Source organism: Edaphobacter modestus, assembly GCF_004217555.1.
Taxonomy (GTDB): domain Bacteria; phylum Acidobacteriota; class Terriglobia; order Terriglobales; family Acidobacteriaceae; genus Edaphobacter; species Edaphobacter modestus.
In genome coordinates, this window is the sequence record NZ_SHKW01000001.1 from 156,664 (window position 1) to 173,277 (window position 16,614).

Annotated in this window: 13 protein-coding genes and 1 pseudogene; 9 read left to right on the forward strand and 5 right to left on the reverse strand. The window is 56.2% G+C overall.

The genetic code is table 11. The annotated features are described in order from the left end of the window. Positions 1-16 precede the first annotated feature (16 nt). On the reverse strand, positions 17-2,434 hold the full coding sequence (locus BDD14_RS00715; RefSeq protein WP_130417149.1) for a TonB-dependent receptor: 2,418 nt from the start codon (positions 2,432-2,434) through the stop codon (positions 17-19). 147 nt (positions 2,435-2,581) lie between these two features. Then, positions 2,582-3,769: a PepSY-associated TM helix domain-containing protein gene (locus BDD14_RS00720; RefSeq protein WP_130417150.1), complete on the reverse strand. Its 1,188-nt coding sequence runs from the start codon at positions 3,767-3,769 to the stop codon at positions 2,582-2,584. Positions 3,770-4,923: 1,154 nt separating this feature from the next. Between BDD14_RS00720 and BDD14_RS00725 the strand changes: the two genes are divergently transcribed. The 5 genes from BDD14_RS00725 (at position 4,924) to BDD14_RS00745 (ending at position 9,419) form a co-directional block, all read left to right on the forward strand. Further along, positions 4,924-5,127, forward strand: a complete 204-nt coding sequence (locus tag BDD14_RS00725; protein ID WP_130417151.1) for a hypothetical protein — start codon at positions 4,924-4,926, stop codon at positions 5,125-5,127. A gap of 518 nt (positions 5,128-5,645) precedes the next feature. Then, complete coding sequence (locus BDD14_RS00730; protein WP_130417152.1) at positions 5,646-6,404, forward strand: succinate dehydrogenase; 759 nt, start codon at positions 5,646-5,648, stop codon at positions 6,402-6,404. Beyond that, the gene (locus tag BDD14_RS00735) at positions 6,401-8,128 is read left to right on the forward strand and encodes an FAD-binding protein (protein ID WP_130417153.1); all 1,728 of its coding nucleotides are present in this window, start codon (positions 6,401-6,403) and stop codon (positions 8,126-8,128) included. The genes BDD14_RS00730 and BDD14_RS00735 overlap by 4 nt, the downstream gene beginning before the upstream one ends. 11 nt (positions 8,129-8,139) lie before the next feature. Continuing rightward, positions 8,140-8,895 carry a succinate dehydrogenase/fumarate reductase iron-sulfur subunit gene (locus tag BDD14_RS00740; RefSeq protein WP_242617636.1) on the forward strand — a complete coding sequence of 252 codons (756 nt, stop codon included), beginning with the start codon at positions 8,140-8,142 and terminating at the stop codon, positions 8,893-8,895. 17 nt (positions 8,896-8,912) lie between these two features. Further along, a complete protein-coding gene (locus tag BDD14_RS00745) occupies positions 8,913-9,419 on the forward strand; it encodes a hypothetical protein (RefSeq protein WP_130417154.1) in 507 nt (168 codons plus the stop codon). Positions 9,420-9,989: 570 nt separating this feature from the next. Here the strand turns inward: BDD14_RS00745 and BDD14_RS33980 are convergent. After that, on the reverse strand, positions 9,990-10,442 hold the full coding sequence (locus tag BDD14_RS33980) for a tyrosine-type recombinase/integrase (RefSeq protein WP_130417155.1): 453 nt from the start codon (positions 10,440-10,442) through the stop codon (positions 9,990-9,992). Between the two features lie 416 nt (positions 10,443-10,858). On the opposite strand from BDD14_RS33980, the gene BDD14_RS00760 reads away from it, so the two are divergent. The 4 genes from BDD14_RS00760 to BDD14_RS00775 all read left to right on the forward strand — a co-directional run bounded on the left by BDD14_RS00760 (position 10,859) and on the right by BDD14_RS00775 (position 15,079). Further along, entirely contained in the window at positions 10,859-11,026 is a 168-nt protein-coding gene (locus BDD14_RS00760; RefSeq protein WP_130417156.1) for an FmdB family zinc ribbon protein, read from the forward strand. A 37-nt stretch (positions 11,027-11,063) separates the two neighbouring features. Continuing rightward, entirely contained in the window at positions 11,064-11,411 is a 348-nt protein-coding gene (locus BDD14_RS00765; RefSeq protein WP_130417157.1) for an MTH938/NDUFAF3 family protein, read from the forward strand. Between the two features lie 243 nt (positions 11,412-11,654). Beyond that, entirely contained in the window at positions 11,655-12,446 is a 792-nt protein-coding gene (locus BDD14_RS00770) for a protein-L-isoaspartate(D-aspartate) O-methyltransferase (RefSeq protein ID WP_130417158.1), read from the forward strand. Between the two features lie 59 nt (positions 12,447-12,505). Next, on the forward strand, positions 12,506-15,079 hold the full coding sequence (locus BDD14_RS00775) for a spermine/spermidine synthase domain-containing protein (protein ID WP_130417159.1): 2,574 nt from the start codon (positions 12,506-12,508) through the stop codon (positions 15,077-15,079). Positions 15,080-15,355: 276 nt separating this feature from the next. Here BDD14_RS00775 and BDD14_RS34140 read toward each other — a convergent pair. Both BDD14_RS34140 and BDD14_RS31505 read right to left on the reverse strand, forming a co-directional pair. After that, positions 15,356-15,693, reverse strand: a pseudogene (locus BDD14_RS34140) (DDE-type integrase/transposase/recombinase). Further along, entirely contained in the window at positions 15,675-15,911 is a 237-nt protein-coding gene (locus BDD14_RS31505; protein WP_165419843.1) for an IS6 family transposase, read from the reverse strand. Before BDD14_RS31505 ends, BDD14_RS34140 begins: the two are co-directional and overlap by 19 nt. Between the last annotated feature and the right edge of the window lie 703 nt (positions 15,912-16,614).

Genomic DNA, 16,614 nt, shown 5'->3' on the forward strand with positions numbered 1-16,614 from the left:
ACAGGGATTCCAGGAGTCAGCGAATGAGTTGAAACGAAGCAATGAGATCGCGCGGCCTTCCCGGATAGACGGCGAAACGTCCGCTGGCGCCTGAGAAGTAGCGACGGTTGAGTAGGTTGTTCGCATTGAAGGAGAAGTGATACTTCCAGTGCTCGTCCCTGGGTCGCTCGTACGAGACCCCCGCATCTACTCGCGCATAGCCGGGTACCAGATACGAGGTGGTCGGCGCAGCCTGGGTAATGAGCTGACCCTGCATCCGGCTAACGCCCGAGACACCTGCACCGATGGAAGCTCCTGTCATCAGTCCATGTGTCTGGTTATAACGTGTCCACAGGTTCCCAGTGTGGCGCGGTACGGATTGTAGAAAGCTGTCAACCAGGTAGGTGTTGTCTTTCTGGATCGTCGCGTCGGTGAGCGCATATCCGGTGACCAGATCCCACTGGTGCGTCAGGTGGGTCGTCGCATTAAACTCGACGCCGCGGCTGCGCTGCTCACCAAGCTGGATCGAGAAGCTGGGATTATTGGGATCGGCCGTAATGACGTTGGTTTGATTGATCTGGTAGACAGAGGCCGTTCCCTGAATCCGATGCCGTGCGGTATCGAACTTGAATCCGGTCTCCAGAAGCCGCCCAAGCTCGGGCTTGAACGCTACTCCGTTGACGTCCGTTCCGGTCTGCGGCTGAAAGGAGCGATTGAAGGTGGCATAGAAGGAGATCGCCTGAATCGGCTGATACGTGAGACCAACTCGAGGAGACCATGCAGTCGCCCGGCTCGAAGAGCTTACGGTCACAAAATAACCGACATCCTTGAGCTTGGCGATGTCGTAACGAATACCACCGGTGACCTTCAGTTTGGAAGTAAGCGCGACCTGGTCCTGAAGATAGACTCCGCCATAGCCGTCACGGGTCTGATCGATGCGCGAGGTCGCCAGGGAACGTGGTGGCAAGGCCGCATAGTTTGGATGGTAGATGTTTAGCGTCTCCGCAGGAGATCCAGTAGGTGGACGAGCTGTATTGGTGTCGTAGATCTCATAGTTCAGCTCAACTCCCCCGAGAAACGTGTGCTGAATCTTTCCGGTATTCATCGTTCCAGTAAGTTCATTGACCCAGTAGTGTGCCTGGAAGTACTGATCGGTTTCGAGGTCGTTGAGTGTAACGGTCTGCTGGTCCTTTGACAAAGCATTGGCGACGCGCGCGTTGTAGTTCGCCCACCCGGTTGAGGAGCGCTCATAACTGCGAAACGTCCAACGCTGCCCGATTGCCTGATCGTAGCTAAGGCCTGCCTTGCCTTGCCGGTAGGGATAGACAAGCGAGGGGTCCGCCAGATAACGGCTCACCGGAAGATTGGCCGGCCTTGTCCCGATTGCGATCAATCCACGGTCATTCAAATTGCTTCCACCGAGAAACTCCGTGTAAAGACGGAAACTCGTACTTGGAGACGGGGTCCAGGTCAGAGTTGGAGAGAGGAACAAGCGCCTTGTGAAGTTGAAATCGCGGAAGCTCTGGCTGTCCTGTCCGGAGGCGATGAAACGGTAGAGCAGAGCTTTGTTTGCGGTGAGGGGGCCGGAGGCGTCGATCGTCGGCCGGAAAAGTTGGTAGGAACCGCCCTGCATCGTCACACTGTAATAGTGTTCGGAGAGCGGCTGCTTCGTCACCAGATTGACGACGCCGCCTGGGTCCAATCGCCCAAAGACCGTGGACGATGGTCCTTTGAGAATGTCGACCCGCTCGACGTTGGAGAAATCAGGAAACGTTGCGTTACTCGTTGGCCCATTGCGGAATCCGTCCTGAAACGTTGTATCGGTCACGAAACCACGCATAGTCACGCGTTCCTGACGTCCGCCTGCATCTTCCGCGATGGTGACGCCGCTCACATTACGCACAGCGTCTGCCAGCCGCACAACCTGCTCGTCACGCAATAGCTGCTGCGGAATCACATAGACCGCTTGCGGAATCTCTCGAATGGGTGTGTCCGTCCGTGTCGCCTCGTTGCTTTCGTTGACCTCGTAGCCGTTCGCTCCCGCCCTAACCTCGATGGTACTGTTCTCCTGTGCAACGTTGAGGATCAGGTCCTGTGAGTTGTTCCCGGTGCCTGACACTTTGAGCGGCAGCTCCCTCGTCGTAAAGCCCTTGGCCGCGACGGTCAGACTGTAGGTGCCGGGCACAAGCTGAAGGGAGTATCGGCCCGTCGCATCAGTTGTAGCCTGGAGCTTGATAGCTCCGCAGGACAACGTAACGAGAGCATCATGCAGCATCGCGCCTGATGGGTCGGAGACGAATCCGGAAACGGATACATGAGGCGCACTCGTTGCGACCGTGCATTGGCTTGAGACGTCTGGAGTCTGCGCGTGGACGAATTCGACTGCGATGGGTGCACAGGCAACGACTAAGACGACGCATCCAAAGCGCTTCAATGACAACAACGGGCGGGGCATGGTTTACCTTTCGTGCATTGCGGGCCGTCGCTGCTCTGTCTGGAGGACAGTCGTCAACCACGGTTGATCGGTCTCGAGGTCATTGCGGCTCTTCGCCAAAAGACTCCACAGTGGCCTCCAATATCTACGCTTTGATTCGTTGAATTGTCAGATGCTTGCAGGCTCCTGCGCTGTAGACTTCGGCCTGTTCTGGTGACGTCCGACCTTCTCACGCGAAGCCTTGCGCTTTCTCCAGGAAGCGACTCGACGCAACGATAGAGAAAAGCCGGTCCACACCAACATGAATGCGCTTATGCAAGCCAGCAGTGCGACAATCCGGCCAACCACGCCGAACATCTCTCCCGTATGGATAAAACGCGCATAGAGTCTCCACTGTCGTCCGGGTGAGTTGTTGGAAAAGTGGTCCACTCGAACCACGTGACCGTCCTTCCGAGCGAGGACGAGCTGCACGCGTTGTCGCGGATCACTGCCATCTCCCTCTTCGAGCCGGAACGCTACATTCGGATCTTTTTCGGATGGAAGCCGCATCTCAAGACTCTTCCACCTTGCATCACGCGTCATTGCTGTATGAATCGCCGCATCGAGCGACTGGAACTCGTCAACGTGCAGTGGCTTCGCTCTCCGGGGCACAACTTCGGCTCTTTCGGCGGGAGGATGATCTCCAGCGGCACGATAGAGAAGAGCATTAGCCCAGGGGTAGGCCATGACGATGCCGGAGAGGGCGATCACCGACAATGGAATTGCCATCCAGAATCCAAATACGTTGTGCCAGTTCCACTCCCGGGCCCGGCCACGAAGACCTCCTCTGAACAACACAGCAGGGCGAAGATGTTGCCACGTCAGCTTCTTTGGAAACCAAAGGACGAGACCACTCAGAATCATGAACAGGAAGGCGACGACGCAGGCGTCCTTGATACTTCGCAATCGCTCATGCCTTACACCATTGAGCGCGACCCAACGATGCAGGTCCCTTACGCTCGCAAAGAACCCTCTCAGCCTTCCCGCTCCGTTGCCAATGACTCGTCCATCACAGGTATTGACCAGAACGACCGAATCCGGCCCGAAGGCGACCTCGGCTGGACGGTGCGAGTCAAAGAAGAGAGTGAGACTCGTCGCAGAACCTTGCCGATACCCCGACGCGTTCTTCAGCAGATCGGAAGGCGCTACGCATGAAGCGTGGCTGGGGGAAATGATCTGTGAGCTTCTCTCCGCGAAGGCGACGATTTGCGGTTGGAAGGCAAGAATAGACCCGGTAATGGCAAGAAACCCAATCACTAAGCCAATGATCACCCCGATGGCGAGGTGAACCCAGAACAGGAGTCGATGGAGGGTCATCGCGTGACCGCCGAAATCAGTCTGCTGGAACGCTCGACGTCCGTTGTCTGTCGTGGAAGCTTCCTATACGCTATCGTCGCCAAGCCAAAGTCTCCTCAATACCCAGGTGAAGACTCGCTCGGCTATACTGCAAGCAATCGTCTGCTTTCGGGGTGTCGGTCTCGAATCTCCCTTGGTGCTTCGCAAAAAGACAGGCAGGGAGTTTAAATTCCTTTGATTTCAATCTACGACAAAATTAGTCCTATATCAAATTAGGGGACAATTACCTTGCTGACGAAAAGCCGATATTTCATTGTCGACTTGAACGATTCGCAACCATGCTGAGCATTTCGGTAAGGGAGGAGCCCAACATCGGTCCGTGACTGAGTCCTGGAAATTCTGTAAAGCTCGCCGACACGTTCTCCGTCACAAGACGGTCAGCAAGACTCTTCGCAGCTCCCGGTGGTAAGGAAATCCTCATAATTCCTGACGGAAGGTTGCTGGAAGGATGAGCCTGTTCCAGTTCGCCGACCATGATTTCAATATGGGGTTTCCGCTGCGGATTGCGGAGAAAGGCTGGCTCTTCTTTCAATACAGATACGAAGTTCCAGCATAGCGATGGACTGGCCACGAAAACGGCTGAAACTTTCGGGATGTGTAAACAACACATGCAAAGTAAATAGGCCCGCCATAGCTGTGACCCCATAAAGTCTGACGGCTGTGGTCAAGTGATGCTATGTCCTGAATTCTCGGTTTGATTCGGCGTTCCATCAGGTCGAAGAGGAGATCTGCACCTCCTCCGGGACGGCCGGCATCGTCAGCAACCGTTGCAAGGCCAAGAACCGGCGGAGTATAGTTATATGCCCGCGCGGTTATATTGAATGGGGCTGAGCGAACAAGCCAAAGGCCGGGATTAGGGCTTCCGGGCAGGGCCTAAAACGTTCGGTCGCGTCCGGAAAGTTCATGAGCTCCGGTGCAATCCCTCCAAAAACGCAATTCGATACTTCCGAAGACCCCAATTCTGTCGACTCAGCATGGGAGAGTGTTCCGCTCTCGATTGGAGACAAGATTGAGATTGAGGTACTATCAGACGGCGTTCCGACTTGCCGACAACCGTCACACGAACTTCAGAGTCACCCAAGAATCTCTTTTCGGACATTGAACAAGCTCGTTTGTTGCTGGCGGCGATCAAGATCTGCGACACGGCGCTGATGGGAGTGGCCGATCGAGCGAACGATATGGAACCATCGGATGAACTGCACAAGATCCGGCTCGCGGTCGGATCGGTTCTGACGGAGATTGATCAACAGCTCATCTCGCCCACTCTTCGGCGGCATCCCGAATTATTACCAGACGCAGAAGAAATGAAGCTTCGCTAACCTCTAGTACTGAACTTCCCGGGAAACGGGGGGATTTCGGCAAGTTCGACGCTTCCAGGATGGTCGAACTGCGCCGAACTTGCCGGAAACGCGACTTTTCGGCCACAACAGGATTACTTCCGGCTTGTCGTAATCCGGAAGTTACGCGACTCGCTGCCTGCATGAAGTTCCGCGATGAGGTTTGTGACGGCTTTCATGGGAAACAGTCTCGCCTATCCGAAGACCTGCTTATCCCATTTATCAGGACTGATCCGTCGAGGATTGCCGATGACGCGCCGGTACTCGGAAAACGATGACTGCAGACGGTCTCAATTAATGCCATGCCCTGTTAGCGACACATGATACTCAATTTCGTGCCTTACCGTTACCGGCCGCAAGCCGCCAACATCACCAAATCCTGCAACTTGGTGCTCTCACAACCTGCCCAGTGCACTTAAGACCAGCCCGACCCTAGTTGTAAGATTCTGATTTGCAAAACCATCTTTTGTGGCTAGTATATGACCGACGTGGGGGCACCCATGGCGAAGTCTTCTGCAGTTGTTCAGATCGGCGGTTTGGGCAGCACGCAGCGGCGGGATGCGTGGTGGGTTGAAATTGTGCCGGTTGCCATACTTCTGGGCGGGTTCGGCATCTACGCTACCTTTCGAGCCTTTGAAGGGAAGTTCTATGCATGGGGGCCTTACCTCTCTCCGTTTTATTCTCCGCTGATCGATCCTATGCACCACTGGTGGCGGTTTTCCCCGGCACTTTTGATTCTGGCGGGGCCGCTCGGATTCCGAGCGACCTGCTACTACTACCGGAAGGCGTACTATCGGGCGTTTTTTCTGGATCCTCCGGCTTGCGCGGTGAGCGAAGGAGGCAGAGAAGCGTATCGCGGTGAGACTCGCTTTCCCTTCATTCTGCAAAACCTCCATCGCTGGTTCCTTTACGTTGCATTTATCTTTCTCGCCTTCCTGTGGTGGGACGCAATTCGCGCCTTCTTCTTCCCGGAAGGGTTTGGCATCGGCGTGGGCTCACTTGTCCTTCTGGCAAATATCGTCCTGCTGACTCTTTACACTCTTTCGTGCCACTCCCTGCGTCACCTAGCGGGAGGAAAGCTTGATTGCTTCTCCTGCACGTCGTTTGGCCCCACGCGTTACACTGCGTGGCGATCGCTCAACGGGCTGAACGCGCGTCATATGCTCTTTGCGTGGATGAGTCTCATCTCAGTTGGACTGGCCGATCTCTACGTGCGCATGGTGTCCGCAGGTCTCCTTAAGGATATTCGCCTCCTGTGACCGCCGCGTACGAAACCCACGAACACGACGTACTCATTATCGGCGCGGGCGGCGCGGGCCTACGGGCGGCAATCGAGGCCTTGTCTCAAGGCGTCAGCGTCGGCGTCGTGTGCAAGTCTCTGCTGGGCAAAGCCCACACGGTTATGGCTGAAGGCGGCATCGCCGCGGCGATGGCGAACGTGGATGCGTCGGACAACTGGCGCGCGCACTTTCGCGACACTATGCGCGGCGGGAAATTCCTGAACAACTGGCGCATGGCCCAGCTTCACGCCCAGGAAGCTCCTGAACGCGTACGCGAACTGGAACAATGGGGCGCCCTCTTCGATCGCACGGAGAACGGCGAAATTCTGCAACGAGCCTTCGGAGGCCACACCTTCAAACGGTTATGCCATGTCGGTGACCGCACTGGCCTCGAGATGATCCGCACCTTGCAGGATCGCGGCGTGCACCAGGGCATCGATGTTTACATGGAGTGCACGATTACACGTCTGCTCAAAGACGGCGACCGTATCGCTGGCGCTTTCGGCTACTGGCGCGAGCAGGGGCGCTTCGTCGTTTTCAAGGCTAAGTCTGTGGTCATCTGCACGGGCGGCATCGGCAAAGCCTGGAAGATCACGTCGAACTCCTGGGAATACACAGGGGACGGTATGGCACTCGCCTATGATGCGGGTGCCGACCTGATGGACATGGAGTTCGTCCAGTTTCATCCCACCGGAATGGTGTGGCCGCCGGGCGTGCAAGGCATTCTCGTGACTGAAGCCGTGCGTGGCGAAGGCGGCGTCCTCCGCAATAAGGATGGCGAGCGCTTCATGGAGCGCTACGACCCAAAGAAACTTGAACTTTCTACTCGCGACGTGGTTGCGCGTTCGATCTACACCGAAGTGCGTGAGGGCCGCGGAACCGAGCACGGAGGCGCATTTCTCGACATCTCTCACAAGCCAGCCGAGTACGTAAAGCGAAAACTGCCCAGCATGTATCACCAGTTCATGGAACTGGCTGACGTGGACATCACGAAGGGGCCTATGGAGGTGGGCCCTACCTGTCACTACATGATGGGCGGAATCCGTGTGGATGCAGAGTCGGCGCAGAGCTCAATTCCAGGGCTCTTTGCAGCGGGAGAATCCGCTGCCGGCCTGCATGGTGCAAACCGGCTGGGAGGCAATTCACTCTCTGATCTGCTGGTGTTCGGCCGGCGAGCGGGACTGGCGGCCGCTGAGTACGCCAAGCGGAGCATGGCACCCGCGATCGATTCCTCGCAAATCGGGGATGCGGAACGGCAGATGCTCTTGCCCTTCGAGCGCTCCGGCGGAGAAAGCCCTTACGCAATACACGATGATTTGCAGGGCGTCATGCAGAGCTTTGTCGGCATTTTTCGCAACGAGGAAGACCTGCGCCGGGCTTTATCGGAGATCGACAAGCTAAAAGAGCGCGCGTCCCGCGTGCATGTAGAAGGTTCGCGGCTCTTCAACCCCGGCTGGCACCTGGCGCGGGATCTGCAGAGCATGTTGACCATCGCTGAAGCGGTCACGCGCAGCGCAGTCGCGCGCCGCGAGAGCCGTGGCGCTCACAGTCGCATCGATTACCTCGCTCTGGATGATGCGTGGGGAAAGGTGCATAATATCGTGGTGAAAAGGGCGGACACGATGACGCTCGTCGAAACCCCGGTCCTCGAGATGCCGGATGAACTGAACCAATTACTCGCAGAAGAGGGTGGAGCTAAATAGCGGAGGCAGCCGTGGCTGATGTCCCGATGGCACAGGCAACGTTGCAGGTCTTCCGGGGTGACCGGGAAGATGGCAAGGCCGTTGAGTATCAAGTCCCGCTCGTTCCCGGGATGGTCGTGCTCGATGCGTTGCATTCGGTTCAGGCGCACCAGGCACCAGATCTCGCCATTCGCTGGAATTGCAAGGCGGGTAAATGCGGCTCGTGCTCGGCCGAGGTCAATGGTCGTCCGAGGCTCATGTGCAAGACGCGGATAGACTCGCTTCCACTCGACCAGCCCATCATCATCTTTCCCATGAAGGCATTCCCGGTCATCAAGGATCTGGTGACTGACGTCTCCTGGAATTTCAAAGTGAATCGAAAGATCACGCCTTTCCAGCCGCGTCCCGGCGTCGAATGGAAGATGTACCAGCGCGATGTGGATCGCGTGCAGGAATTTCGTAAGTGTATTGAATGTTTTCTCTGCCAGAATGTCTGCCACGTCCTGCGAGAGCACCACAAACAAGAGGAATTTGGCGGACCACGCTTCTTCGTGCGCACGGCTTCGCTTGAGATGCATCCCCTTGACGGCGTCTCGCGAGCCCGGATGTTGAAGGAGGAACTGGGTCTCGGGCTCTGCAACATCACCAAGTGCTGCACCGAGGTGTGTCCCGAGGATATCCACATCACCGACAACGCCATCATCCCGCTCAAGGAGCGGGTCGTGGATGAGTACTATGATCCGCTGCTCATGCTTATCCGCAAGATCCGCAGCGCCGGAAAAGCCTAGTTGTAAAGGAAGGCGCCATGACATACGAGCTAAAACACATCTCACCAGCAGGCATCACCGAAGCCATCGCAAAGGCGGAACGCTACCGCAGTCTCAGCGAACCGGAAGAAGCAGAGTCGATCTGTCGCGATATCCTGATCATCGAACCACAACATCAACTTGCATTGCGGTTGCTCGGGCTTGCCCTTACAGATCAGTTCACAGGCGGCGCGGCCGATCGTTACCGCGAAGCGGAATCGACCTTCCAGCAACTCAACGACCCCTATGAGCGGCTCTACTATGCAGGAATTCTTTACGAACGACGCGCGAAGTCGCAGCTCAATGCCGGACTACCGTCTTATACGCTGCTACCTCTCTTCGACCAGGCTCTGCGCTCATTCGCTGAGGCCGAAACAATCCGCCCAGCAGGAAACGACGATACCATCCTTCGCTGGAATCGCTGCGTACGACTGTTGCAAACCACAACCTATGAATGGGAACAGGAACCGGCTTCGTTCGATGTGCAGGATGCATCCCCGACATAGGTGATCGGTGACGTAGAGTTTTTCTACGGGCGGCCGAAGGGACTTGCTCATCCCACACCCTAGCTCGGCCAACGATGTATGCCTTCGATCAGGACTTTCGAATTATTTTTGTAGTGGTCCTCACCTTACGCTCGGAAGGTTCTCTCTTTCCCGCGTTGACTGTTAATCATCAAATTAATCCCGGCATCATCAGCTATGGCCGCGCGACGATGAATGAATGCATCAACAACTCTACCTCTGCGTATCTGCATCGCTCGTCGGCTTGGCTGGGAGGTTTGCCGCGCTGGATTTGCTGCTTGGAGTGGTTGGGCTTTATGGAATGATTGGTTATTCCGCTAGTCAACGTGCGAGATCGGCGTGTGTGCATGGATCTTGGTGCGGAGCGTCGTTCTGTTTATCGGTTGATTTTGAGAGACGCTGGATTGCTGGCCATTACTGGAATTGTTGCCGGGATGGGAGGCTCGATAGCTGCTGAACCACTGATGCGGAAGTTGTTGTTTGGGGTCAAACATGGATGTTTCTACGCTGGTTGCCGGATGGTCGGCTACTCTTCCAGAACCTGCCGGCGACTCAGCGATTTGGTTCGATTCCGATGTGATTATTGACGGCCGACCAAATCCGCTGCTTGCAGCCAAGGTATCGGTCAGTCGTTCGAACCGAGACATGTCCCAGCAGGAACTGGATCCGCTCCAGTTCGCCTCCTGAAGCATTGCACAGACGAGCGCACGTCCGCCGTAGGTCATGAGGGGCCAGTTTAGGCATACCGACCCTTTTCGCGCAATCCTTCACAATGTGCCAGATCGACTTTTCCGTCATGCAGTCTCCCCATGTCCTCCCCATCCTGGTGACCCTGCGAAAGATCCTGCCCCGGGCAATTACAGCGCCCTTTATCCACTCGTCCAACTGCCCTTTCACCCACTCGGGGGACCAGAGCCGACTGGACGATTCTCCTGGCCAACTCATTGCAGCGGCTGAGCAAATGACAGTTCGTGGCCATCCGGATCGAGCATGTCGAAATAGCATTCACCCCAGGACGCGTCGCGTGGGATTTCGGGATTGAATCCTCTCTCCTTCAGATGTGTCCAAAACGCATGCAAGTCCGTAACGTGGAAGATCAGCCGGCCCCCACCGCGACACACTGTCACCTTGTTCGAGGTTTAGAATCGCAGATTCTGAATTGTTCGCTTGCAGCGAGGAGAAACTTGCCTCTTCTCCGCCGTAAAGCAGCTCATGCCGAGCACATCTCGGTAAAACTGCACCGACGCTTGCATGTTCAAGACGCGAAACGTGATCGCAGAGATCCTTTCAATTGTTGGCGCCATACGTCGGCAGTGTACGTCGAATTTACTTTTCGGAGGGCATCGGGTAACGATTGAACCTGCTCCAGCCACGGGTCTAGAATCCAGCTGCAGCCACTTCTTAGACTGCGGGAGGTCTGTATGCCCCACTATGAGTTCTTCTGCAACGCCTGCAAAAAAACATTCGAGAAGATTCTCACCATGGCAGAGCATGACGCGGAAAAGACCGCCTGCCCGCACTGCGGCAGTCACGAGGTAGAACAGTGCTGGTCTGCCTTCTCTGCCGTCACTTCGAAGAAGAGCGCCTGAACACAGCAGCGCCCAAACACAGTACGGGGAGGTGCGTGTGCACTTCTACAAATTTTCCTTCGGCGCCCTCCGGATCGACGGCACCACGTACGAGCAGGACGTGGTAATCGACTGCGGGGAGATCCGCAAACGCAAGAAGTCGCCGTCCAAGAGATTCCGTGACGAGTTTGGACATACACCCTTGTCCATCGAAGAAAAGATACCCTGGAAATGCCGCCGGCTTGTGATCGGCACCGGAGCGTATGGGCGTTTGCCAATTATGAAAGAAGTGAAACGGGAGGCAGAACGCCGCCACGTCGAGTTGGTCATCGTACCGACCAGTGAGGCCATCCGGCTAATGGAAAAGGAGTCCGCGGCAAACGCCATTCTCCACGTGACCTGTTAGCCAATCGAGGATAGTCCGAAGATGCCAGTACGTGGGTCAGAGGTACGATTTACGACTGTAGTCCACAACTGGGAGATGTCTTCTCTGGATACGGGTGAACGCCTAGTTTCCATACTCCCTTAGATTCAGAACGGCGTTCTATTGTCCGGCGTTGTCTCCATGGCTTGATCCTTTTTGCGTCCAACAAGTGTCTCTTGGTTTATGATAGGTTCGCTTTCCGAACGATTGCTCGCGGGAAATCCAATGAACCCACGATGGCCACAAACCTGTTTCTGCCGGGAATCCAAGTGCAAGAACCGCTTCCGCGCTCTGGTTTATTTTTGCTCCTGCCTTCTTGTAGCAGGATTTATTTTCGCCCAGGACGACGAAAGCCTCCGCAATCGGCGCGAAGACATGGTCCAGACGCAGATTGCCGCGCCTCGCGGTAGCGGAGCGGAAGGGGTGCGAGATTCGAGCGTCCTCGATTCAATGCACAAGACACCGCGTGATCGCTTTGTGCCCGCCGAACTCGTACCCCATGCCTACGATGACCGGCCACTTCCCATAGGTTATGGTCAAACCATATCGCAACCTTACATCGTGGCGAAGATGACAGAACTCCTTGAGCCGAAAAAGGAGCATCAAGTATTGGAAATTGGCAGCGGCTCAGGCTATCAAGCCGCGGTTCTTTCCCCGCTGGTTGCACAGGTCTATACCATCGAAATTATCGAGCCGCTCGGCACGGCCGCCCGTCAACGGTTGGCTGCTCTAGGCTACAAGAATGTCGAGGTGCGCGTGGGTGACGGCTACTTCGGCTGGCCCGAGAGAGCGCCTTTCGACGGCATTATCGTGACAGCCGCGGCTAACCACATTCCGCCTGCTTTGATCGAACAGCTGAAGCCCGGCGGAAGGATGGTGATCCCAGTGGGCAATCCTTTCCAAACCCAGATGCTCATGCTGATTACCAAGGGCAGCAAAGGACCGCGTGACCTCCAGATACGAAACTTGATGCCTGTGGCGTTTGTTCCCTTAGTCGGTGGCCCCCGGTCAAACTGAAAAGCACGGGCATCTCGTACTCGTTGCCTTGACGGCGGAAGCGACTGACGCACACATCTATGTCTGTCTATGATCAAATTCGCTGCATCTTGATCGGCATCCGGTACCGTGAAGTAGCGCTTCTGCTGGTGTCAGCGGCTGTGTTGTTTTATCAGATCATACTGGTGCGCGCTTTTTCCATCGGCCAGTGGCACCACTTCGCCTACATGGTCATTTCAATTGCGCTTTTCGGCTTTGGCGCGAGCGGCACTCTGCTCGCGGCAATCGCGCGGCGCCGGACGGATACCGCCATGTCATTGCATGGCTCCCAAGCGCGCTGGTTCGCAATTTCTGCGATATCGTTTGCGGTCGTGCTGCCGGTTTCTTTCTGGCTTACGCAGCGTGTCCCTTTTGAGGCGTTCCGGATTGTCTGGGAAGCACGGCAAGTCCTGTACCTCGGATGCTACTACCTCTTATTGTCCGTTCCATTCTTTGCGGCCGCGACCGCCATCGGCCTCGCGCTTACAAGCGAATCCGAGAAGAGTCCCCTCCTCTACGCCTACAACATGGCCGGTTCAGGCGCAGGTGCATTTCTGGCAATCGTCGCGTTGTCCATCGCGCGCGTGGAATGGGCGGTGGTGGGTGCCATGGGTCTCGCGCAGGGCGCAGCAGCAGTTGCCTTACTCGATACGAAGCTGTCTGTTGATCGAAGCTCGCGCTGGTTCTTTGCCGCCGTTGGCATTGCGGTCATGGCAATTGTGACGCTCGCTTACATCTTTCGTCCACCGACCGTCCGTTTGTCGCAGTACAAGGGACTCAGCTATGCGCTCAACCTTCCTCATGCACAGGTGGTCGCCGAGCGATCCAGCCCTCTCGGCCGTGTAGACGTCGTTGCCAGCCCGGCTATCCACGAAGCCCCGGGTCTTTCGCTAGTAGCACCAACCGATGCGGTTCCGCCAAAGCAGCTCGGGCTCTACGTGGATTCGGAAAGTGCCGGAGCTATCACTGCGTTTAACGGCGACACTAGCACACTCAACTATCTCGACTGGATGGTAACAGCGGCTCCTTATTTCGCTCTTCAGGATGGGCCTCGGGACTTGCGTGTCTGCGTCCTTGGTGCCGGCGGCGGCGCGGGTGTTTTGCTGGCGCTGCGGCACGCCGCCCGCCAAGTGGACGCAATCGAACTCGACCCCAACGTGATTGAGTTGTTGCGCGAGGAATTTCGTGACTTCGCTGGCGGACTCTACGACCGGGCTGAAGTACGCATCCACCGGGCGGAGGCACGCGCTTTTGTGCAGAGGGCGCACGTGACCTGGGACGTCATCGACCTCTCGCTGGTCGGCTCTTTTGCGGCATCGACGGTGGGTGTTGGTGCTGTAAGCGAGAACTATCTTTACACTCGCGAATCTTTCGAGGCTTTTCTAAGCCACCTCCGTCCGGGCGGGGTGCTGGCGGTGACGCGTTGGGCGCAAACGCCGCCACGCGATGAGCTGAAACTATTCGCCACCGCAGTCGCGGCGCTAGAGCGGATGGGCTTGAAGCCAACTGAGCGTTTGGTGTTGATACGAAGTTGGGCAATGGCGACCCTCTTGGTGAAGAAGGAACCGTTCAGGACTCCAGAATTGTCTGCCCTGCGCCGATGGACGGAAGAGCGCTTGTTCGATGCATCCTATTTCCCCGGCATCGCAGCGGAGGAGCATAACCGTTTCAATGTATTGGAGCGCGATTATTACTTCGAAGCAGCAATCGCCTTCCTTGCTGGAGGCCAACGCCGGGAAGAATTTCTCCGCGACTACGCTTTCAACGTAAGGCCTGCCACTGACGATCGTCCGTACTTCTTCCACTCCTTCCGCTGGCGCGCGCTTCCCATAATGTTCAGCTTCCAACAATCGTTGATTCCGTTCTCGGAGTGGGGCTACCTCATCCTGGTCGCAACTCTTGCACAGGCGACTCTGTTGGGGATCCTGCTGATTGTTTCTCCTCTGTTCCTGCTGCGCAATCGCATTTCACCCGTTGATTCGCAGTGTTCAAAGCCGCATTCCCACCGGACAGTACGCCTGCGAGTCCTTCTTTACTTTCTCGCATTGGGTCTGGGGTATCTGTTCGTAGAAATGGCGCTGATCCAGCGGTTGGTTTTCTTTCTTGCTGATCCTATCTATGCCGTGGCTGTGGTGCTGGCGGGCTTGTTGTTTGTCTCCGGATTGGGCAGCGCCTTTGCTGCGCGGCAACTAAGAAAGGGAATCCCTGCAACGCGGCTAGCGTGTTTGGCCGCCATCGTAGTAGCCGTTACGTGCACCGTCTATGCACTCGGGTTGCACACTATACTTATGCCGCTGCTCAGTTGGCCGCTGTCGGCCCGAATGGCCCTCGCATTCACAGTGATGCTGCCGTTCGCAGCCATGGGCATGCCTTTTCCTCTTGTCCTGCGCCAGCTTGGCCAAAGCCGCCCAGAGCTGTTGCCCTGGGCCTGGGCTATTAATGGCTGTGCCTCCGTAATCGCTGGTCCCCTAGCCACCCTGCTGGCTCTCGGTGCAGGGCTTCCAATAGTGCTGCTTGTGGCCTCGGCGTGTTATGCGATGGCGGCATTGCTAGCAGGCACGTGGCAAAAAAGGGTTTGTCCAAGAATAGCGGGGAGTAGCGTGCCGATCTTGTGAGGTTGAGGCGCTCACGAAGGGTGCCGCGTTACGTTCAGCCCAGTTAAGCTAATGGCTGGTTCAGAATTGATCGTCTACATTCCGTTGCCGGCATGTAGACCCTACAGGTTCGCGGCTGGATCCCGAGAACCGATAACGAGAACCATCAGCGAATCAATTCTCAGTTGGCGGTAGCAGGCGTGGGTGTTGAAAAACTCGACACACCGCAGAAATTAGGACAATCCGGATAGAAAATGTCATACGATCCGAGAAAGTCGTTCATATGCGAAGACCGCTTTAGCTTAGTTTGGAGTCTTTCCATGAGTGCCTCGGCGATTTGGCGCCAACTTGCCCAATGGCTTTGGCAATGATGTTGTTCAGATACTTGCACGTGCAATGCTTTGTATTGCTTGATAGCTTGCCTTCTCGTTGCAGCCGGCTAATGGCTTTTGGATAAGAGCCGAGTTGGTCTGTGGTGATGGAGGATGGCGGCCAGTGGCGCATCGTCGTCAGCGCTTTTCCCAGGAAACGTTTCGCCGATCCATCAACATGAAGTCGATCAACCGGCCATGCTTGTCGACGGCCCGGAACAGGTACTTCCGGTGGCCACCGACCTTCACATACGTCTCGTCCACTCGCCACGCGGGTCCGCTGGTACCAGGGGGTACCGTGCGACCCCGCTTCTCAAGCTCAGGCGCGTAGGATGAACCCAGTGCATGATCGTGGTCGGATCCACGTCTACGCCGCGTTCCTGCATCATCTCCGCTAGATCCCGGTAGCTTATCCCATACTTGCAGTACCAGCGAACGCACACCAGGATGATATCCACAGGGAAACGACGGCGCTTGAACATGAACAAGGCTCCTCGGCGAACCACTCCAGACTACGACACCCCCGTTAATGCAACAGAGCACTGTGGCAAGATCTCGAAAATTTTTATCATCATGTTGATCCCACATGGCTTCAAGGAGCTCAACGGCTATACGGGCACCACCGAGATGGTCATTTACGTAAGTGACAAGGGGGTCGGACATGTGGCTACCTTTCAACCCGGTAGACGAATGCGCCGGGAATGCTACAGTTCACTTATTGAGATGTCATCACCGCCTTCTACGCCGATGTTTGCGCAAGAGACGGTGAGTCATGAGTTCATAAAGAAGGCGTCCTATTTGTAGGAGGTTGTCTAGACTAGGACCCCCTAGAGCGCTTAGCTCAAGACTTCGCGCTCCGTTTCACGGCCCCCCGTTTCACGGTCTGGAGGAGCCTGAGAGATTTCCCGGAGCCCCATCAATTGACCCACGGTCTACCAAACTTGTAATTCGGGCATCACAGATTGCAACAGGGGGTTCCTCACCCCTCTTGAGCGCTAAACACACTCGTGTTTGCGCTCCGCCAAGTCACTTTGGCGCGCTCACAGCCTCGGAGGAGACCACCCTATTCTTCTCCGAGGCTCACTGTCGAAAAAATCAGAGACTTGCCTGATGTTCATCAAACCGATGCGCGTCGCGGGCCTACCACGATTATCGTCCGTAATGGCTGCCAATAGAATCATGCCT

What these genes read in the sequence shown, in the direction of transcription:
- BDD14_RS00715 (WP_130417149.1), bottom strand. Translation starts at nt 2,434, where the DNA reads ATGCCCCGCCCGTTGTTGTCATTGAAGCGCTTTGGATGCGTCGTCTTA.
- BDD14_RS00720 (WP_130417150.1), bottom strand. Translation starts at nt 3,769, where the DNA reads ATGACCCTCCATCGACTCCTGTTCTGGGTTCACCTCGCCATCGGGGTG.
- BDD14_RS00730 (WP_130417152.1), top strand. Translation starts at nt 5,646, where the DNA reads ATGGCGAAGTCTTCTGCAGTTGTTCAGATCGGCGGTTTGGGCAGCACG.
- BDD14_RS00745 (WP_130417154.1), top strand. Translation starts at nt 8,913, where the DNA reads ATGACATACGAGCTAAAACACATCTCACCAGCAGGCATCACCGAAGCC.
- BDD14_RS33980 (WP_130417155.1), bottom strand. Translation starts at nt 10,442, where the DNA reads ATGCTATTTCGACATGCTCGATCCGGATGGCCACGAACTGTCATTTGC.
- BDD14_RS00760 (WP_130417156.1), top strand. Translation starts at nt 10,859, where the DNA reads ATGCCCCACTATGAGTTCTTCTGCAACGCCTGCAAAAAAACATTCGAG.
- BDD14_RS00770 (WP_130417158.1), top strand. Translation starts at nt 11,655, where the DNA reads ATGAACCCACGATGGCCACAAACCTGTTTCTGCCGGGAATCCAAGTGC.
- BDD14_RS00775 (WP_130417159.1), top strand. Translation starts at nt 12,506, where the DNA reads ATGTCTGTCTATGATCAAATTCGCTGCATCTTGATCGGCATCCGGTAC.
- BDD14_RS31505 (WP_165419843.1), bottom strand. Translation starts at nt 15,911, where the DNA reads ATGTTCAAGCGCCGTCGTTTCCCTGTGGATATCATCCTGGTGTGCGTT.